Origin of the sequence: Sodalis sp. RH19 (assembly GCF_047324215.1) — a bacterium.
Lineage (GTDB): Bacteria > Pseudomonadota > Gammaproteobacteria > Enterobacterales > Enterobacteriaceae > Acerihabitans.
Genome location: NZ_CP178734.1, coordinates 3,804,801 through 3,822,874 on the forward strand (window position 1 = coordinate 3,804,801; position 18,074 = coordinate 3,822,874).

At 60.3% G+C, this 18,074-nt stretch carries 17 protein-coding genes; 9 read left to right on the plus strand and 8 right to left on the minus strand.

From position 1 onward, the window contains the following. The first annotated feature begins 6 nt into the window (after positions 1–6). Positions 7–1,035, plus strand: a complete 1,029-nt coding sequence (cydB, locus tag ACL2XF_RS17290; protein ID WP_410012253.1) for a cytochrome d ubiquinol oxidase subunit II — start codon at positions 7–9, stop codon at positions 1,033–1,035. Here cydB and ACL2XF_RS17295 read toward each other — a convergent pair. The 3 genes from ACL2XF_RS17295 to ACL2XF_RS17305 are packed head-to-tail and all read right to left on the minus strand — an operon-like array spanning position 1,005 to position 4,065. Next, a complete protein-coding gene (locus ACL2XF_RS17295; RefSeq protein WP_410012254.1) occupies positions 1,005–2,060 on the minus strand; it encodes a lysylphosphatidylglycerol synthase domain-containing protein in 1,056 nt (351 codons plus the stop codon). The genes cydB and ACL2XF_RS17295 overlap by 31 nt on opposite strands. Next, the gene (clsB, locus tag ACL2XF_RS17300; protein ID WP_410016636.1) at positions 2,057–3,301 is read right to left on the minus strand and encodes a cardiolipin synthase ClsB; all 1,245 of its coding nucleotides are present in this window, start codon (positions 3,299–3,301) and stop codon (positions 2,057–2,059) included. The genes ACL2XF_RS17295 and clsB overlap by 4 nt, the downstream gene beginning before the upstream one ends. A gap of 2 nt (positions 3,302–3,303) precedes the next feature. Next, positions 3,304–4,065 (minus strand): endonuclease/exonuclease/phosphatase family protein, encoded by a 762-nt coding sequence (locus tag ACL2XF_RS17305; protein ID WP_410016637.1) that lies wholly within the window; start codon positions 4,063–4,065, stop codon positions 3,304–3,306. 286 nt (positions 4,066–4,351) lie between these two features. Here ACL2XF_RS17305 and phoA point away from each other — a divergent pair, with 286 nt between their 5' ends. Beyond that, positions 4,352–5,788 carry an alkaline phosphatase gene (gene phoA / locus ACL2XF_RS17310; RefSeq protein WP_410012255.1) on the plus strand — a complete coding sequence of 479 codons (1,437 nt, stop codon included), beginning with the start codon at positions 4,352–4,354 and terminating at the stop codon, positions 5,786–5,788. Between the two features lie 196 nt (positions 5,789–5,984). Beyond that, on the plus strand, positions 5,985–7,079 hold the full coding sequence (locus tag ACL2XF_RS17315; RefSeq protein ID WP_413727229.1) for a DNA alkylation repair protein: 1,095 nt from the start codon (positions 5,985–5,987) through the stop codon (positions 7,077–7,079). Here ACL2XF_RS17315 and ACL2XF_RS17320 read toward each other — a convergent pair. Beyond that, the gene (locus ACL2XF_RS17320) at positions 7,076–7,558 is read right to left on the minus strand and encodes a GNAT family N-acetyltransferase (RefSeq protein ID WP_410012257.1); all 483 of its coding nucleotides are present in this window, start codon (positions 7,556–7,558) and stop codon (positions 7,076–7,078) included. The two genes, ACL2XF_RS17315 and ACL2XF_RS17320, sit on opposite strands and share 4 nt — an antisense overlap. Before the next feature lie 80 nt (positions 7,559–7,638). Further along, positions 7,639–8,388 carry an SDR family oxidoreductase gene (locus ACL2XF_RS17325; protein ID WP_413727230.1) on the minus strand — a complete coding sequence of 250 codons (750 nt, stop codon included), beginning with the start codon at positions 8,386–8,388 and terminating at the stop codon, positions 7,639–7,641. Positions 8,389–8,486: 98 nt separating this feature from the next. Here ACL2XF_RS17325 and ACL2XF_RS17330 point away from each other — a divergent pair, with 98 nt between their 5' ends. Further along, entirely contained in the window at positions 8,487–8,891 is a 405-nt protein-coding gene (locus tag ACL2XF_RS17330) for a winged helix-turn-helix transcriptional regulator (RefSeq protein ID WP_410012259.1), read from the plus strand. On the opposite strand, the gene umuC is transcribed toward ACL2XF_RS17330, so the two are convergent. After that, positions 8,862–10,127: a translesion error-prone DNA polymerase V subunit UmuC gene (umuC, locus tag ACL2XF_RS17335; RefSeq protein ID WP_410012260.1), complete on the minus strand. Its 1,266-nt coding sequence runs from the start codon at positions 10,125–10,127 to the stop codon at positions 8,862–8,864. The two genes, ACL2XF_RS17330 and umuC, sit on opposite strands and share 30 nt — an antisense overlap. Before the next feature lie 2 nt (positions 10,128–10,129). After that, entirely contained in the window at positions 10,130–10,546 is a 417-nt protein-coding gene (gene umuD / locus ACL2XF_RS17340; RefSeq protein ID WP_410012261.1) for a translesion error-prone DNA polymerase V autoproteolytic subunit, read from the minus strand. Positions 10,547–10,896: 350 nt separating this feature from the next. On the opposite strand from umuD, the gene ACL2XF_RS17345 reads away from it, so the two are divergent. Genes ACL2XF_RS17345 through dmsD form a run of 4 tightly spaced genes read left to right on the plus strand, consistent with a single transcriptional unit; the run spans position 10,897 to position 15,449 of the window. Next, on the plus strand, positions 10,897–13,347 hold the full coding sequence (locus ACL2XF_RS17345) for a DmsA/YnfE/YnfF family dimethyl sulfoxide reductase (protein WP_410012262.1): 2,451 nt from the start codon (positions 10,897–10,899) through the stop codon (positions 13,345–13,347). A 3-nt stretch (positions 13,348–13,350) separates the two neighbouring features. Next, positions 13,351–13,968 (plus strand): DMSO/selenate family reductase complex B subunit, encoded by a 618-nt coding sequence (locus ACL2XF_RS17350; protein ID WP_413727231.1) that lies wholly within the window; start codon positions 13,351–13,353, stop codon positions 13,966–13,968. Between the two features lies 1 nt (position 13,969). After that, the gene (locus ACL2XF_RS17355; RefSeq protein ID WP_410012264.1) at positions 13,970–14,830 is read left to right on the plus strand and encodes a DmsC/YnfH family molybdoenzyme membrane anchor subunit; all 861 of its coding nucleotides are present in this window, start codon (positions 13,970–13,972) and stop codon (positions 14,828–14,830) included. Positions 14,831–14,840: 10 nt separating this feature from the next. Next, positions 14,841–15,449: a Tat proofreading chaperone DmsD gene (gene dmsD / locus ACL2XF_RS17360; RefSeq protein WP_410012265.1), complete on the plus strand. Its 609-nt coding sequence runs from the start codon at positions 14,841–14,843 to the stop codon at positions 15,447–15,449. Positions 15,450–15,502: 53 nt separating this feature from the next. On the opposite strand, the gene ACL2XF_RS17365 is transcribed toward dmsD, so the two are convergent. Continuing rightward, on the minus strand, positions 15,503–16,405 hold the full coding sequence (locus ACL2XF_RS17365) for a hypothetical protein (RefSeq protein ID WP_413727232.1): 903 nt from the start codon (positions 16,403–16,405) through the stop codon (positions 15,503–15,505). Between the two features lie 330 nt (positions 16,406–16,735). Between ACL2XF_RS17365 and ACL2XF_RS17370 the strand changes: the two genes are divergently transcribed. Beyond that, a complete protein-coding gene (locus ACL2XF_RS17370; protein WP_410012267.1) occupies positions 16,736–17,917 on the plus strand; it encodes a benzoate/H(+) symporter BenE family transporter in 1,182 nt (393 codons plus the stop codon). Positions 17,918–18,074 lie beyond the last annotated feature (157 nt).

Here is an 18,074-nt window from a genome sequence, read left to right on the forward strand (position 1 = left end):
TATCCTATGCCGGAGCTGATTTTTTCCGCCGCCGCGCTGCAACTGTTATCCGCCGCCGCGCTGGCCTTCAGCGTGCTGATCTATATCTTGCTGGACGGTACCGATTTGGGCGTCGGCATGCTGTATGCGTTCAACCGCGCCGAAGCGGATCGCCAGGTCATGACGCTCTCGCTGCTGCCCGTTTGGGACGGCAACGAGACCTGGCTGGTACTGGGCGGCGGCGGCCTGCTGGCCCTGTTCCCCGCCGCCTACGCCATTCTGCTGAGCGCCCTGTATCTGCCGGTATTTCTCATGCTGCTGGCGCTGATAGCGCGCGGCATGGCGATTGAATACCGCGACCGCGCCGACCCGCAAAAGCGGTGGCGGTTCGATCTGATGCTGATGGGCGGTTCGGCGCTGGCCGCCGCCGGCCAGGGCGTGATCATGGGTACGTTTATTCAGGGTATTCCCCATGACGGCGCGCATTATACCGGCGGCGGCTGGGAATGGCTGGGGGTATTTCCGCTATTCTGCGGCCTGGCGCTGATGGCCGGTTACGCGCTGCTGGGCGCCTGCTGGCTGATATGGCGTACGGAAGGAATGCTGCAGGCGCGCGCACGCGCGCTCGCCCGGCGGCTTGGCCCATTGGCCCTGGCGCTGGTTGCGCTGCTGACGCTGTGGACCGGCGGCCTGCATGAGGAGTACCGCCGGCATCTGTCCGATCTGCGTTTCACCCTGCCCGCCGCGCTGTTGCTGCTGGCGGTCGCCGGCGGATTCCGGCGGGCGCTGTCCGCCCGGGTTGCCCTGCTGCCGCTGTGCCTGGCGCTGGGGGGCGTGGTGCTGACATTCGCCCTGCTGCTGCTGGCGGTATATCCGGCGATGATCCCGCCCCGGCTGTCAATAAGCGCCGCGTCCTCGCCGCCCCTGAGCCAGGGATTTGTGCTGATTGGCTTCGCGGTGCTAATCCCCATCACCCTGGCTTACAACACCTTTGGTTTTTGGGTGTTTCGCGGCAAAATCCACGCTCAGGCCAAAGGCCCCTTATCGGGTAAGTGACCGGCGTCTTCCGCCAGCGCCCCCCGCGCGTCCTTTTGCGCCTTATGGGCCGCTTCCCGTTGCTGGTTTTTTTCCCGCAGCGCCTTGGCGCGGCTTTCAAGGCCCAGGTACAGCACCAGCGCCAGCAGCAGCGGCGCGATGAAATAGATCGCCCGGTAGGCCAGCAGGGCGGCGATAATGGTGCCATGGGACAGATGCTCGCTGCCCAGCATGGCGACAAATACGCCCTCGAGCACGCCGATGCCCGCCGGGATATGCACGATAACCCCGGCGATGCTGCTTACCAGCAGCACGCCGAGCACCAGCGGAAAATCGACTTTGTCGTTAAGCAAAATGTAGATAATGGCGGCCATCGCCAGCCAGTTGGCGCAGGAGGCCACCAGCTGCGCGCCGGCCATGCGCAGCGACGGCAGCACCAGCTTCTGGCCCTTGATGGTCCAGCGCCGGCGTTTGGCAAAGGCGCACAGCCAAAAATAAGCGGCGATCAGCAGCAGCAGGATCACGCCCGTCAGGCGCAGCGCCAGCTCGCCGATACCCCATTTAGCCGGCAGATGCAGCACCCCGAACGCGCAGACGATGCCGGAAAGCAGGATATATCCCAGCCAGTTGGTGGCCAGGCTCAGGCTGAAGATACGGGTGATGGCGCTGTTGGACAAACCGAGGCGTGAATAGAGCCGGTAGCGCATGCCGATGCCGCCGACCCAGGCGCTGAGGGTGAGGGTAAAGGCATAACAGATGAAGGAAACCAGCATCACCTGCTTTTTCGCCAGCTTATGGCCGCAATAGGCGCGGCCGATAAGATCGTAGACGCCATACAGCAGGTAACTGAACACCGCCAGCCCAATCACCATCAGCAGCGCATTGAGCCGGTAGCCGGTAATGGCCTGCTCCACATCATCCCAGTCCACCTTGCGGGCATAGACCACCAGCAAGATAATGACGCCGATAAAAAACAGGCCGGTCAGGATTTTTTTAGCCATCGACCAGGCGCGGTGTCGTTTACCGGCGGGGCGTTTTCGGGTCATGATTTTGCCCCCTCGTTTTCGGGTTCGGCGCGATCCTGGGTTTCCATTTCCGGCTGGACCGGCGGCGCCACCAGCGATAATTTCGGCGTATGGGCGGGAAGCCAGCCGACCCAGGCCGGGAAGTGGCGCAGGAAATGGAACACCAGCACGCTTTTCACCACATGCCAGTAGGTCTGCTTGGGCACCATGCTTTCGTCAATTAACCGGCAATCGTTTTCAATCAGCCCGTTAAGATTGTCGCGCAGTTGCTGCGTGAAGGCGGTGTCATGGATGATCAGGTTGGCCTCCAGGTTCAGCGCCAGGCTGAGCGGGTCAAGATTACTGGACCCGACGGTGGCCCAGCTATCGTCCATGACGGCCACTTTGCCGTGCAGCGGACGGCGGCAATATTCATAGATTTTCACCCCTTCCGGCACCAGATAATTGTATAACATGCGCGCGCCGACCGTCACGATCGGCATATCCGGCTCGCCCTGGACAATCAGCACCATGCGCACGCCGCGCCGGGCGGCGTTGCGCATCTCCTTCAAAAGGCGGTAGCCGGGGAAAAAATAGGCATTGGCGATGATGACCTCGCGTTTTGCGCCGCGCAGCATATCGATATAGTGGCGCTCTATATCGGTATCGTGTTCATCGTTATCCCGATAGACAAACAGCGCCTGGGCCTCGCCGGGCTGGCGGTTATGGGCCGGCAGCCTGGAGCGCCGGCGCAGCCAGCTGCGATGGTGGTCTTCCTTATACAAGGCCTGTAGGGTAAAGCGATGGATATCCTCCACCACCGGCCCCTCCACCTCCACCGCATAGTCCTGCTTGGCCTCCGGGCCGTAGTCGCTCAGGTGCTCGGCGGAAAAATTAATGCCGCCGATAAAGGCGATAACGCCGTCCACCACCACGATTTTACGATGCAGGCGGCGGAACAGATTGGTGCGCATGCCCATAAACGCCGGGCGGGGATCGTAATAACGGAAATGCACTCCCGCGGCGGTGAGGGCCCCGACGTAGCTGTCGGACAGATCCGCCGAGCCGTAACCGTCGACCATGATTTCCACCCGCACCCCGCGCCTGGCGGCGGCAATCAGGTTTTCCTGCAGCGCCTTGCCGACTTTATCCTCGAACAGGATAAAAGTCTCCAGCAGCACCTCTTTCCTGGCCTGGCCGATGCGCTCGTACAGGGCCGGGAAAAACGCTTCGCCGTTTTCCAGCAGCTTGATGCGATTGCCGTCGCGCCACTCCATATTCATATTCATAAATGGATCTCCACGGCGAGGGGAGCATGGTCGGATAAATGCGACCAGGGTTGGTTGGCCAGGGAGGTCGGCTCGCTGATGCGGGCGTTCCTGACATAAATACGGTCCAGGCGCAGCAGGGGAAAGCGGGCGGGGAAAGTACGGGCCGGTCGGCCGCGCGCCTGGGTAAAGACCTCCACCAGGCCGGCTTCGCGCCGCAAAAGCGTATTGGCGCGCTGGCGCCAGTCGTTGAAATCACCGGCCACCACCAGCGGCGCATCCGCCGGCAGCGTGGCGATATGCCTGCTCATGCGCAGCATCTGCTCGCGGCGATGCGCTTCCTTCAGCCCCAGGTGCACGCAAATCATATGCAGCTCCAGCTCACGGCCGGGCACCTGCAGCACGCAGTGCAGCATGCCGCGCTTCTCCGTGCCGTCGATGGACACGTCCAGATTGCTTTGGCGGGTGATGGGGAAACGGGAAAGCAGCGCATTGCCGTGATCGCCGTCGGGATAGACCGCGTTGCGCCCGTAGGCGAAATCGGCCCACATGGTGTCGGCCAGAAATTCGTACTGCGGCACCACCGGCCAGTTATCGAAGCGTTGCGAATGCTTTTCGTGCGTGCCCAGGACTTCCTGGAGGAACACGATATCGGGCGCCACGGTACGCACCGCTTCGCGCAGTTCCGGCAGGATAAAACGCCGGTTAAAGGCGGCAAAGCCCTTATGGGTATTGATGGTCAGCACCTTAAAGGAAAATCCCTGCTCCACTTGCGGCATGCCCGGTACATCCTTATTTTGATGATAATCCGTTCGCAGCATGATCTCGAACCCCTGCAAAATTAAGCGGCAAAAACCCACTCCCCGATATAGCGCGGGTAGAATAGGTGAGAAGTCATTATTAGTTAATGTGCTTACTATCTTAGCTGCTGCCGGACAACCTCGCCAAGTTTGACCGCGGCGGTTATCTCCGGGTGTCATAAAAATGACATCCGGGTTACGTAGACTTACACAATAATAAATTCAGACATACCCTTCTTCTCGTCCGGCAACAGGAGCCTTCTTTATGCCGCATCCGCACCAACCCGTACTTTCCCTCGTCCTGACCCTCGCCCTGGCGGGCGGCAACGGCCTGCTGGCGCGCAGCGTATCGGCCGCCGGCGCGGACAGCCTGCGCGCGGCGCAGGGGGATATTACCCAGCCCGGCGGCGCACGCCGCCTGCAGGCCGATCAGACCGAGGCGCTGAAGGCGGCGCTGAACAACCAGCAGGCAAAAAACGTCATCCTGCTGATTGGTGACGGCATGGGGGACTCGGAAATCACCGCCGCGCGCAACTACGCGCTGGGCGCGGGCAACGCGTTCCCCGGGATCGACGCGCTGCCGCTGACCGGTCAATACACCCATTACGCGCTGGACAAGACCACCCATAAACCCGGCTACGTCACCGACTCGGCGGCGTCGGCCACCGCGTGGTCCACCGGGGTGAAAACCTATAACGGCGCGCTGGGAGTCGATGTGTTCGGCAAGGATCATATGACCATCCTGGAACTGGCCAAGGCGGCCGGTAAAGCCACCGGCAACGTGTCCACCGCCGAACTGGAGGACGCCACCCCGGCGGCGCTGGTGGCCCACGTCAGCTCCCGCAAATGCTACGGCCCGGAAGTGACCAGTAAAGATTGCCCCACCCAGGCGCTGGAAAACCAGGGGCGCGGCTCCATTGCCGAACAGCTGCTGGCGGCCCGCGCCGACGTGACGCTGGGCGGCGGCGCCAAAACCTTTGGCGAAACCGCCAAGGCCGGGGAGTGGCAGGGTAAAACCCTGCGGGAACAAGCCGTGGCGCGCGGCTATCAGTTGGTGAGCGACCTGGACGGCCTGAACGGCGTAGCCCTGGCCAACCAGGACAAACCCTTGCTGGGCCTGTTTGCCGAGGGCAATATGCCGGTGCGCTGGCAGGGCCCGAAAGCCGTCTATCACGGCAATATCGATAAGCCGCCGGTTACCTGTAGCGATAATCCCAAACGCGGCGCCGGGGTGCCTACCCTGGCGGCCATGACGCAAAAAGCCATCGATCTGCTGAAAACCCATCCCAACGGCTTTTTCCTGCAGGTTGAAGGCGCATCCATTGATAAACAGGACCATGCCGCCAACCCGTGCGGCCAGTTCGGCGAGACGGTGGACCTGGATGAAGCGGTGCAAAAGGCGCTGGAATTCGCCCGCGCCGACGGCCATACGCTGGTGGTGGTCACCGCCGATCACGCCCACTCCAGCCAGATTATCGAAGCGGACGCCAAGGCCCCCGGCCTGACCCAGGCGCTGACCACGAAAGACGGCGCGGTGATGGCCATCAGCTACGGCAATTCTGAAGACCCCGAATCCCAGGGACATACCGGCACCCAGCTGCGTATCGCCGCCTTCGGTCCCTATGCGGGCAACGTGGCCGGCCTGACCGACCAGACGGATTTGTTCTATACCATGCGCGATGCGCTGGGCATTAAACAATAATTACCGCCAGGGACCCCTCCCGCCTTTACCGCCGTGCCGGCGGTAAAGGCGGGAATGGACCAGGGTATCGCGCCATGGCGTATCATCCCTTGTCATTTCCTGTCGCCGGGAAGGATTTTCCGCACGGTGAGACTTGCCTAAACCCGTCATTTTCTTTAGCCTGCGAACTGGCTCCGCTCCCATAAGATCAGGTGACATGTCAGAGCAAAGCGCGCCCGCGCTGAAGGAAATCTTTAACCACGCCCGGCTGCGCGATATCGCGGCGCACACCGCCGCCGTCCACCCCGGTTTTGACGGCGCCCGCTTCCTGGCGGCCACCGGCGACGGACTGGACCAATTATCGCTGATGGCGCGCCTGCGGCGGGTAAGCGTCTGCCTGCACGACGGCCTGCCGGCGGACTATGGGCAGGCGCTGGCGATTTTACGCCGGCTGGCGCCGCGGTTGGACAATCGCTTTGTCACCCTGGTATTGCCGGAGTATGTGGCGATGTACGGGCTGGATGAGTACGATCTGTCGATGGAGGCCCTGCGCTTTTTTACCCCGTTCGGCTCCTCGGAATTCGCGGTGCGCCCCTACCTGCGCCAGGATCTGTCCCGCGGGCTGGCGCTGATGGAACGCTGGTCGCGCGACGATGACGAGCACGTCCGCCGGCTGGCCAGCGAAGGCAGCCGGCCGCGCCTGCCCTGGTCGTTCCGCCTGGAGGCGCTGCGGGCCGACCCGTCGCCGGTGAAACCCATTCTCGACAACCTGCGCGCCGATCCCAGCCTGTACGTACGCAAATCCGTGGCGAATCATCTCAACGATATCACCAAGGATCATCCCGAGTGGGTCATGGACCTGCTGGAGGGATGGGAATTGCATCATCCCCCCACCGCCTGGATCGTCCGTCACGCGTTGCGCAGCCTGATCAAACAGGGGGACCGGCGGGCGCTGGGGCTTATCGGCGCAGGCGAAGCGGCGCAGGTCAGCCTGGAGGAGATGCGCGTGAGTCCCGGGGAAATCCGGCTGGGGGACAAGGTGACCGTGGCGTTCCGGCTGCGCTCGACCTCGCCCCTGCCCCAGCGGCTGGTAATTGATTACGCCATCCACTATGTGAAAAAATCCGGCGGCACATCGGCCAAAGTGTTCAAACTGAAAACCCTGACGCTGGCGCCGCATGCAAGCGTTGAGATTAGCCGCAGCCAGTCCATCCGCAACTTTACCACCCGCATGCACTATGCCGGCAGACATGCCGTCGAGGTCTTTATCAACGGCGAATGCCTGGCGCGGGGCGCGTTTTTTATTGTCTAGCGTGACAGGGGTTTCACCATATTCACCCCGGTAACGTGGAAACCGCAGGCATCATACAGCGCACGGGCGCCGGGATTATCGGCCGCCACCCTTAGCCCCAGTTCGGTCACGCCCTGGGCGCGCAACCGCTGATCCAGCTGCGCCAGCGCGCTGCGTCCGAGCCCGCGGCGGCGCCAGGCGGGCAGGATGCAGAAATCGGAGATATAGGCCGCCTCGTCTTTGCACGTGATCCATAAATACCCCGCCACCGGCGGTACGCCTTGCCGGTCCGCCGCGTCGCCGGCCTCGATGCAGTACAGCTGGTTATCCGGCGTCGCCACCCCCTGCGGTAAATACCCGTCAATGCTGGCGATGGCGTTGATCCTGCCCTGCCCGATATCGTAACCGTGGTTGGCGCTCAGGTCCCGGGCGTATTCCCCGATAAAAAAATGGCGATAATCGGGGTATTCCCCGGCGGTCATATTCCTCAGATGAATCATAGCGCTACCCGTTATCATAACGTGCTTATCCACGCCGGCGCCCCTAATGCAAAGCCAGGGCTTATCCGGCCACCGGCACATCATAAGCCGCTGACGCCACCGTCGACAATCAATTCACTGCCGACGACAAACGCCGATTCATCGGACGCCAGATAGACCGCCGCCTTGGCCAGCTCCAGCGGCGTGCCCAGCCTGCCGAGCGGCACCAGTTGCTTGATTTGCGCCAGCAGGGCCGCATAGGCCGCCCCGTCCAGGCCCAGTTTTTCCAGCGCCGGGGTTTGCGTCGGGCCGGGGCTTAAGCTGTTGACCCGGATGCCGCGCGCCAGCAGTTCCCCCGACAAGGTCCGGGAGAGCGACAGCAATCCGGCTTTGCTGGCGGCATACGGGCCGCTTTGCGGCAGGCCGATATGCGCGCTGACCGAACCGCATAAAATCACCGAGGCCGGTGCATGCAGCAGCGGCAGCAGTGACTGCACCAGAAAAAACGGCCCCTTCAGATTGGTCGCCATCAGGCGATCCCAACCGGCTTCATCCCATTCCTCCAGCGGACGGTGGGTCACGTCGGCGGCATTGATCAGCAGTACATCCAGCCGGGGCCACAGGGCAGAAAGCGTTTGCGCCAGGAGCGGCTGGGCGGCTATATCGCCCGCGTCGCTTTGCAGGCATACCACCCGTTCGCCCAGATCCCCGGCGGCGCGCGCCAGCGCATCGGCGTTGCGTCCGGTGATGGCGACGGTGGCGCCCTCGGCCAGGAACTGACGGGCGGTTTCCAGCCCGATACCGCTGGTGCCGCCGGTGATCAAGGCAAATTTATCGGCTAAACGAGGCATTTTTATCTCTCTGACAGGTGAAAAATGCCATTATTTATAAGATAGTATTAAAATGATAGTAGGTACCAATAGGATACTAAAGAGGCGAGTGGGATGAAATGACGACCCGAACGATTGCGCAACCGAAAAAAATATTACCGCCGCCGGCGATAACGCCCTGCCCGATGCTTACCTTTGTCGAGCTGGTGGCCGGCAAATGGGCCATTCCCATCCTCTACCGGCTGATCGTTATCGACGCCCCGGTGCGTTTTGGCGAACTGCAGCGCGGGGTCTACCCCATCACGCAAAAGGAGCTGACGCGTCAGCTGCGCGCGTTTGAAACCAAGGGCCTGGTGCGGCGTACCGCGTTCGCCGAAATCCCGCCCCGGGTTGAATATCAGGTCACCGCCCTGGGTAAGACGCTGAAGGCGCCGCTACAGTCCCTGGCCGCGTGGGTCGACGCGCACCAGGAGGATTTACAGGCCGGCGCCGGCCTAGAGCGCCGCGCGGGGCAGATCGCTTAGCCGGGAGGTATAGGCCGGCGACAACATGTCGCGTTTCATTTGCCAGTCCCGGCGGATGCCCTGGCCGGCAAACCAGATTTGCCCCCGGCCCGAGCGGTTGACCTTATCCAGGGTCGCCATCAGCGCCTCGGCGTTAACGTGCGGCTTATACCGGTCGAACAGGCCGAGCTGCGCCACGCCCCGGTCATAAAAATCGCCCAGCACGACGCCGGCCTTCAGATAACGCCGATCGTCCAGCCACAGGCTATCCAGGCAGGCCGTCGCCTGGGCGATGATATCCCGGGAATCGTTAGTCGGGACGGGAATGCGGCCGGTGGCCTGGTTGGCGTAATAGATTTCGCCGGCCGCGTGCGGACTGGTGCGCACAAAGACCGCGACCTGCCGGCAAAACTGGTTTTCCCCGCGCAGTTTTTCCGCCGCGCGCGCGGCATAACTGCATACCGCCTCTCGCATATCCTGGTAACGGGTGATACGGGAACTGAAGCTGCGGCTGCAGATAATCTGCTGCTTCACCGCCGGCATTTCCTCCACCTCCAGGCAGGGTTCGCCGCGCAGCTCACGCACCGTGCGCTCCAGCACCACGCTGAAATTATTACGGATAAACGCCGGATGGGAATCCGCCAGTTGCAGCGCCGTGCCGATCCCCATCGCCCGCAGCGTTTTGCCCAGCCGGCGTCCTATGCCCCACACCTCCTCCACCGGCATCAGCGCCATCAGCTTACGCTGGCGCAGCGGCGAGGACAGATCCACCACGCCGCCGGTTTTGCTCCACTGCTTGGCGGCGTGGTTGGCAAGCTTTGCCAGCGTTTTACTGGGCGCAATACCCACCCCCGAATGCAGATGCGTGCACTGCAACAGGGTTTGCTGTACCTCGCGGCCAAACTGTTCCAGCGCCCTGCAATGGCCGACGCCGGTGAGATTGAGAAAGGCCTCGTCGATACTGTAGATCTCAACCGCCGGCGCCATGTCCTCCAGCAGGGTCATCACCCGATGCGACATATCGGCATACAGGGCATAGTTGCTGGAAAACACCGCCACGCCATGTTGTTCAAGCAGCCGGCGAATCTTAAAATAGGGCGCGGCCATAGCAACACCAAGGCGTTTGGCGGCGGCGGAACGGGCGATAACGCAGCCGTCGTTGTTGCTCAGCACCACCACCGGGCGCCCGCGCAATTCCGGCCGGAATACGGTTTCACACGAAGCGTAGAACGAATTGATATCCACCAGCGCGTACATGGCTACAGCGCCGCATAGATGATAAACGTCACCACGCCGAAGATTTCCACCTGGCTGTCTTCGGTAATGGGAATGGGCGCGAAGGCGGGATTCATCGGCATCAGCCGCGCGCGGGGATGAAGCTGCAGGCGTTTCACGGTAAAGCCGCCGTCGACGGAGGCGATAACAATATTGCCGTGGTCGGGTTTAAGGGCGCTGTCCACCACCAGGATATCCCCTTCACGGATATTGCCCTCAATCATCGATTCACCCGTGGCGCGGACAAAATAGGTGCTGGCCGGATGGCGCACGCAGATGGCGTTGATATCCAGGCGATGTTCAACATAATCCTGCGCCGGGCTGGGGAACCCCGCAGCGACTTTATCGCCAAAAAACGGCAGCGGTACGCCGATGCCCAACGCCGCGGGATAAATCTTCATAACGGCCACTCCATATACTGTATTTACATACAGTATAGATGCGACCGGGGGAACATGTGAAGCTGGAAAAACCACGGCGGCGACAAACGGCTGATAATCATTGGATTTAAGATCACGCGTGGCTGGCGCCCATGCGCCGGCCTGGCGCCGCATATTTGTATGATAAAACGAGACGTAACTCATACTTTTGGTTCTTAAAAACCCTTTTTGTTATGCGACTTTGTTCAGGAACAAGTTTTTCCGCCTGTTTTTCGCGCATTATGCTCCCATGAATTGTAACCCCAGTAACTATCAGGCTTTATAGGATTGCGGGCTGCAACGCTTTGTGTGTGCAATGTGACGGGTGAGAGATGAAGAACAAGACATTAACCCTGCTTGGCGAAGCCGCCATCAGCCGGCGCAGCCTGGTGAAAGGCGGCGTGGCGACCGGGGGATTGCTGTTGGCCAGCAGCGCGCTGCAGCTCCCTTTCCTGTTCGCCCGGGCGGCCGTTACCCCGGCAACGACCGCGGGAACGGCCGATAAGGTGGTCTGGAGCATGTGTTCGGTTAATTGCGGCAGCCGCTGCGCGCTCAGGCTGCATGTGCGCGACGACGAGGTGTATTGGGTGGAAACCGATAACACCGGCCAGGATGAATACGGCGATCATCAGGTGCGCGCCTGCCTGCGCGGCCGCTCCATGCGCCGGCGGATGAACCATCCGGAACGGTTGAAATATCCGATGAAGCGCGTGGGCGAACGCGGCGAAGGCAAATTCCAGCGCATCAGCTGGGATGAAGCGCTGGACGCCATCGCCGATAATCTCAAGCGTATCGTCAAGGATTACGGCAACGAAGCGGTGTATATCAATTATTCCTCCGGCGCCACCGGCGCCAATTTCGCCCGCTCGTCACCGTCGGGCTCGCTTATCACCCGCCTGATGAACTGCTACGGCGGCTACCTCAATCAGTACGGTACCTATAGCACCGCCCAGATCAATGCCGCCATGCCCTACACCTACGGCAGCAACGAGGGCAACAGCACCTCGGATATCGTTAATACCAAACTGGTGGTGATGTTCGGCAACAACCCGGCGGAAACCCGCATGAGCGGCGCCGGCATTACCTACCATCTTGAGCAGGCGCGCGAGCGCTCCAACGCGCGCATGATCGTTATCGATCCGCGCTATACCGATACCGCCGCCGGGCGCGAGGATGAATGGATCCCCATTCGCCCCGGCACCGACGCGGCGCTGGTGTCGGCGATCGCCTGGGTATTGATCAGTGAAAATCTGGTGGATCAGGCGTTTCTGGATACCTACTGCGTCGGTTACGACGAAAAAACCCTGCCGGCCGGCGCGCCGGCCAACGGCCACTACAAAGCCTATATCCTCGGCCAGGGCGACGACGGCATCGCCAAGACGCCGGAGTGGGCGGAGAGGATCACCAGTATCCCCCGCGATCGGATCATCAAGCTGGCGCGTGAAATCGGTGCGACCAAACCGGCTTATATTTGCCAGGGCTGGGGGCCGCAGCGCCAGGCCAACGGCGAGCAGACCGCGCGCGCCATCGCCATGCTGCCGATCCTCACCGGCAACGTGGGCATTAACGGCGGCAACAGCGGCGCCCGCGAGTCCACCTACACCATTACCATCGAACGGCTGCCGGTATTGACCAATCCGGTGAAAACCCAGATCCCGGTATTTTTATGGACCGACGCCATCTCACGCGGCAAGGAAATGACGGCGTTAAAAGACGGCATAAAAGGCAAGGACCGGCTCGACGTGCCGATTAAATTTATCTGGAACTATGCCGGCAATACCCTGGTCAACCAGCATTCGGATATCAATCGCACCCATGAAGTCCTGAAAAACGAGCGCGATTGCGAAATGATCGTGGTGATTGAAAACTTTATGACCTCATCGGCGAAATACGCCGACATCCTGTTGCCGGACCTGATGACCACCGAACAGGAGGATATCGTCCCCAACGATTACGCCGCCAATATGGGGTATCTGATTTTCGGCCAGCCCGCCACCTCGGCAAAATTCGAGCGCCGCTCGATTTACCAGATCACCAGCGATATCGCGCGGCGCCTCGGCGCGGATGTGGCGCAAAAATTTACCGAAGGGCGCACCCAGTCCGAATGGCTGCAATTTTTATATGCCAAGATGCTGGCCAAGGACCCGCAACTGCCGTCCTATGAGCAGTTAAAAGCCCAGGGCATCTATAAACGCCAGGATCCCGACGGCCACTTTGTCGCCTACCGTAAATTCCGCGCGGACCCGGCGGCCAATCCGCTGAAAACCCCTTCCGGCAAAATTGAAATCTATTCGGCGGCATTGGCGCAGCTGGCCGCCACCTGGCAACTGCAGGCGGATGAAAGCATCAGTCCGCTGCCCCGGTATGTCCCCACCTTCGAGGGCTGGGACGATCCGCTGCGCGCGCGTTTTCCGCTGCAGATGGCCGGTTTCCACTATAAGGCGCGCACCCACTCCAGCTACGGCAATATCGACGTGCTGCGGGCCGCCTGTCCGCAGGAGGTGTGGATCAATCCTATCGACGCCGAAAGCCGGGGCATTCGCAACGGCGATAAGGTGCGGGTCTTTAACGACCGGGGCGAGATCAGGATCGACGCCAAGGTAACGCCGCGCATCCTGCCCGGCGTGACGGCCGTCAGCCAGGGCGCCTGGCATCAGGCCGATATGGCCGGGGATAAAATCGATCACGGCGGCTGCATCAATACCCTGACCACGCAGCGTCCATCGCCGCTGGCCAAGGGCAATCCGCAGCATACCAACCTGATACAGATCGAGAAGGTGTAGTGAATGAGCACGCAATACGGTTTTTATATTGATTCGAGTCGCTGCACCGGCTGCAAGACCTGCGAGCTGGCCTGCAAGGATTACAAGAACCTGGGGCCGGATGTCAGTTTCCGCCGCATCTATGAGTATGCCGGCGGCACCTGGCAGGCGGACGGCGCCGGCTATCGCCAGGATGTGTTCGCTTATTACCTGTCCATCGCCTGTAATCATTGCGAGGATCCCGCCTGCGTCAAAGTGTGCCCGAGCGGCGCCATGCACAAAGGCGAAGACGGCTTTGTGGTAGTCAACGAGGACATTTGTATCGGCTGCCGCTATTGTCATATGGCCTGTCCCTACGGCGCGCCGCAGTTTAACGAGGCCAAGGGGCATATGACCAAATGCGACGGCTGCCATGAGCGCGTGGCGGTGGGACAAAAACCTGTCTGCGTGGAATCCTGCCCGCTGCGCGCGCTGGATTTGGCGCCTATCGGCGAACTGCGCGACAAGTATGGCGACCTGGCCGACGTGGCGCCGCTGCCGGCGGCGCATTTCACCATGCCCAACCTGGTGATCAAAGCCAATGCCAATTGCCGCCCGCAGGGCGACACCACCGGCTTTCTCGCCAATCCAAGGGAGGTGTGATATGGGTAACGGATGGCATGAATGGCCGCTGATGTTTTTTACCGTGGCGGGCCAGAGCGTAATCGGCGGTTATCTGGTGATGGCCATGGTGCTGCTGGCCGGCAACCTGACGGTGCAGCAGGCGCGGCGGGTGCATCTGGCCATGTTTTTCCTGTGGCTGCTGATGGGGCTGGGATTTATCGCCTCGATGATGCACCTGGGCTCGCCGATGCGCGCCATGAACGCGCTTAACCGCCTGGGCGCCTCGCCGCTGAGCAATGAAATCGCCACCGGTTCGCTGTTTTTCGCCCTCGGCGGCATCTACTGGCTGATGGCGGTGTTTAACCACATGCCCCGGGCGCTTAACAAGATCTGGCTGGTGATTACCGCGCTGTCGGGCCTGGTATTTCTTTATGCCATGGGCCGGGTCTATATGATTGATACCGTGCCCACCTGGGATAATATCTATACCCCGCTCGGCTTTGTGCTGACGGTGTTTATCGGCGGCCCGCTGCTGGGCTACCTGCTGCTGCAGGCCGCGGGCATCCGCGGGCCGGGCTGGCGCTACCTGCCCTGGATAAGCGTTATCGCGGTGATGATAAGCGTGGCGGCGGTGATGATGCAGGCCGCCGGGCTGGCCGCGATCCACAGTTCGGTGCAGCAGGCCTCGGCGCTTATCCCCGACTATGGCCTGCTGATGGCCGGACGGGTGCTGCTGCTGGCGCTGGGCCTCGCCTGCTGGCTGTGGCCGGTGGCGCGCGGCAACACGCCGCCGCTGGCGGGACTTACGCTGGGCCTGGTGCTGGTGCTCGGCGGCGAACTGATCGGCCGGGCGGTATTTTACGGCCTGCATATGACCGTGGGCATGGCGATTGCCGGTTAGGGGCGATGATATGAATGATGTGAATATGGCCCTGACCGGGCGCACGCTGGGGGCCTTGCTGTATTATCCGCCCCTGTCGGCGCCCAACGCCGGCCTGCTGAAAGCGCTGGCGGCCCCGGGCTGGGAGCGGGAATGGCCTGTCGAGAGCGGCGTCGAAGACGCGGCGGCGCTGATTCGCCAGGGCCTGGCCGCGCCTTGGCATGACGCTTTGGAGGAGACCTTTCAAAATCTGTTTATCGGCCCCTATGCCCTGCCCGCCCCGCCCTGGGGATCGGTCTATCTCGATAAGGAAAGCGTGCTGTTTGGGGAATCCACCGTGGCGCTGCGCCGCTGGCTGGCGCAGGAAGGCATCGCCTCCCGGCAGCAGGACGGCGAGCCGGAGGACCATATCGGCCTGCTGCTGATGCTGGCCGCCTGGCTGGCGGAAAATAATGAAAGCGTGCTGGACGCCCTGCTGGCGCAGCATATATTGCCCTGGTCGGGACGCTACCTGGCATTGCTGGAACAAGGCACGGAGCATCCGTTCTACCGGGGCGTGGCGCGCCTGGCCAGCCTGACGCTGGGCGACTGGCGAAGCAGGCGGAATCTGCAATCACCGGAGAGGGAGTTATACCGTTAACGGCCGCGCGATGAGGCCGTTTTACCGTCAACAGCACCGGATGCCAAAGCGGGTTATGCGTTTTTGACTGTAAGCCCCGGTACATTGCGGTCGCCTTCGAAACGGGCGCTGCCTTTCAATATAACGGTGCATTCATCCCCGTCAAACCTCAATGATTTCACCACTGCGTCATTTTCTATCGTTATGCTATTTTCTTGTGGTTGAGTTATGCGTCCGCTGGTAAAATCGTGATTTTGTGTGCTGAACCTAATATTATTTACCCCAACAAGGTTTAAGTTTCCGGGGGGAAAGTTAACGCCACTAATAATGGTATTTATATTGCTAGCGTTGACTCCATCAATAAAAATGATTTTTTGGTAATTAGAGTTAATAAAATTTTCTTCTATATTAGGCTTTTTCATATAGACTTCATTAACGATTGAGTTAGCACCGATAGTGACATTATTCGAGCATATTTCCAACGTTTTATCTATGACAGAGTCTTTTATTGAAAAAACGCCTGCAGTAATGACATCACCTTTTACATGGCTTTTGTTTTTAAGTGACAAATTACCACTGGCGGTAGTCACACTGTCCGCAATGGAGTTATTAAGCGTAACCTTGCCTGACATTGATTTTATAAATCCGGCCTTTTCGACATTTTTTAAATTAATTTTTCCAGAGTCGGTTTCGACGTTAGTCAGAATAACATGTTCACAGCTGATTTTTCCTGATTGAGATTGAACATTACAGTGGATATCTCCTTCAGAGATGGATATAGCACCGCTTTGGCTTTTGATATAAATGTCGTTATTACCCGCGCGAGTAAAACAGTTATGCAAATTTATTTTTTCGCAACCCGTTTCGATTACACTTTTTATTTCCTCGCCTGTAAGGTTGACAGAGTTACCTGAATTGTTTTTTATGATGATGACGTTACTGAGTTCAAAAGACTTATATTGAAAATTCACATTCATATATTAGCATCCTTAAATAAATCAAACGGTTCAACTATATATATTTAATGGCCATTATCAAAAAATAAGCACATAATCTGACTATTTCATAATAATCGTGGAATTATAGCCCATCTTGGCTAAACCTTGATTAAATAACTTAAATGCTACCGGTAGCTTTACATTCCCAGCGGCGTTTTCACGTTCGCCGTTCCCCGGCATGTCGCTCGCGATTGAGTGTTGTCGCGCACAATGTTAAGTTTTAAGGCGACATTGCAAAACACAACCAGAAACAGGGGCGCTATGGCCCCGGTGATTTATAACATTGCACGGCAATAGGATATGATCAGCATGGCGCCTCGCTCCGCATTACGCGACCTCTCGTTTTCCGCCGTCATCGCCGGTTTTATCGCCGTACTGGTGGGCTATGCCAGCTCGGCGGCCATCGTGTTTCAGGCGCTCCAGGCCACGGGGGCCAGCGTTGAGCAAATCGGCGGCTGGCTGACGATGCTGGGCCTGGGAATGGGCATAACCTCGCTGGGCCTGTCGCTGTATTACCGCGCGCCGATCCTCACCGCCTGGTCGACACCCGGCGCGGCGCTGCTGGTCACCAGCCTGCCGGGCTACTCGATTAACGAGGCCGTCGGCGTCTTTATCTTTGCCTGCGCACTGATTTTACTGTGTGGCGTGACCGGGCTGTTCGCCCGGCTGATGCAGCATATTCCGCAAGCGATTTCGGCGGCGATGCTGGCGGGAATTTTGCTGCGTTTCGGACTGGATGCGTTTATCGCGCTGCAAAGTCATTTTGTGCTGGCGGCGGGCATGTGCCTGGCCTTTTTCCTGACGCGGCGCCTGGCGCCGCGCTATGCCGTCGTGGCGGCGCTTGGCGTCGGCCTGGCCGTTGCCGGCCTGCAGGGCCAGATTGCCTTCGCCGGTAAGCCGCTGACCTTCGCCGCCCCGCATTTTATCATGCCGCATTTTACCCTCTCCGCGCTGATGGGCGTCGGCATGCCGTTTTTTCTCGTGACCATGGCCTCGCAAAACGCGCCGGGCATCGCCACCCTGAAAGCCGCCGGCTATCGCGTGCCGACCTCGCCGCTGATCGCCTGGACGGGGCTGGCGTCGCTGATCCTGGCGCCCTTGGGCGGGTTTTCCATATGCATCGCCGCGATTACCGCCGCCATTTGCATGAGCCCGGAGGCCCATCCCGACCCCGCGCGCCGGTATATGGCCGCCGCCGCCGCGGGCGCGGCCTATCTGCTGGCCGGGCTGTTCGGCGGCTCCATCGGCATGGTGTTCGGCGCCTTGCCCGCGGCGCTTATCCATACCATCGCCGGGCTGGCGCTGCTGAGCACCATTGCCGGCAGCCTGCATCGCGCCCTGCTGGAAGAGACGCACCGGGATGCCGCTATCGTCACCTTTTTACTGACCGCGTCCGGCGTCGGTTTTTTCGGCATCGGCAGCGCCTTTTGGGGACTGGCGGGGGGGATTATCACCTGGGGTATCCTGGCGCTGCCGGGTAAGACAAAATAAGCGGAAACACGCCTCGCCGCCGGTACCGGTAGCGACATTCTTCGCGTCGCTAAGTCGTTGGCGTCCGCCGCCGCCGGCGGTGGATACCGGCATCATCGGGCCGCATCGCGATGACCCGGCTGGCTCATCGCGGGTATTATATGGCCGCCGATCGTGG

Excerpts from the sequence above, each read along its gene's own strand:
- ACL2XF_RS17295 (WP_410012254.1), bottom strand. The coding sequence starts at position 2,060 with ATGACCCGAAAACGCCCCGCCGGTAAACGACACCGCGCCTGGTCGATG.
- ACL2XF_RS17330 (WP_410012259.1), top strand. The coding sequence starts at position 8,487 with ATGACGACCCGAACGATTGCGCAACCGAAAAAAATATTACCGCCGCCG.
- clsB (WP_410016636.1), bottom strand. The coding sequence starts at position 3,301 with ATGAATATGGAGTGGCGCGACGGCAATCGCATCAAGCTGCTGGAAAAC.
- ACL2XF_RS17355 (WP_410012264.1), top strand. The coding sequence starts at position 13,970 with ATGGGTAACGGATGGCATGAATGGCCGCTGATGTTTTTTACCGTGGCG.
- ACL2XF_RS17305 (WP_410016637.1), bottom strand. The coding sequence starts at position 4,065 with ATGCCGCAAGTGGAGCAGGGATTTTCCTTTAAGGTGCTGACCATCAAT.
- ACL2XF_RS17320 (WP_410012257.1), bottom strand. The coding sequence starts at position 7,558 with ATGATTCATCTGAGGAATATGACCGCCGGGGAATACCCCGATTATCGC.
- umuD (WP_410012261.1), bottom strand. The coding sequence starts at position 10,546 with ATGAAGATTTATCCCGCGGCGTTGGGCATCGGCGTACCGCTGCCGTTT.
- ACL2XF_RS17350 (WP_413727231.1), top strand. The coding sequence starts at position 13,351 with ATGAGCACGCAATACGGTTTTTATATTGATTCGAGTCGCTGCACCGGC.
- ACL2XF_RS17345 (WP_410012262.1), top strand. The coding sequence starts at position 10,897 with ATGAAGAACAAGACATTAACCCTGCTTGGCGAAGCCGCCATCAGCCGG.
- ACL2XF_RS17365 (WP_413727232.1), bottom strand. The coding sequence starts at position 16,405 with ATGAATGTGAATTTTCAATATAAGTCTTTTGAACTCAGTAACGTCATC.
- phoA (WP_410012255.1), top strand. The coding sequence starts at position 4,352 with ATGCCGCATCCGCACCAACCCGTACTTTCCCTCGTCCTGACCCTCGCC.
- umuC (WP_410012260.1), bottom strand. The coding sequence starts at position 10,127 with ATGTACGCGCTGGTGGATATCAATTCGTTCTACGCTTCGTGTGAAACC.
- ACL2XF_RS17325 (WP_413727230.1), bottom strand. The coding sequence starts at position 8,388 with ATGCCTCGTTTAGCCGATAAATTTGCCTTGATCACCGGCGGCACCAGC.
- cydB (WP_410012253.1), top strand. The coding sequence starts at position 7 with ATGCCGGAGCTGATTTTTTCCGCCGCCGCGCTGCAACTGTTATCCGCC.
- ACL2XF_RS17315 (WP_413727229.1), top strand. The coding sequence starts at position 5,985 with ATGTCAGAGCAAAGCGCGCCCGCGCTGAAGGAAATCTTTAACCACGCC.
- ACL2XF_RS17370 (WP_410012267.1), top strand. The coding sequence starts at position 16,736 with ATGGCGCCTCGCTCCGCATTACGCGACCTCTCGTTTTCCGCCGTCATC.
- dmsD (WP_410012265.1), top strand. The coding sequence starts at position 14,841 with ATGAATGATGTGAATATGGCCCTGACCGGGCGCACGCTGGGGGCCTTG.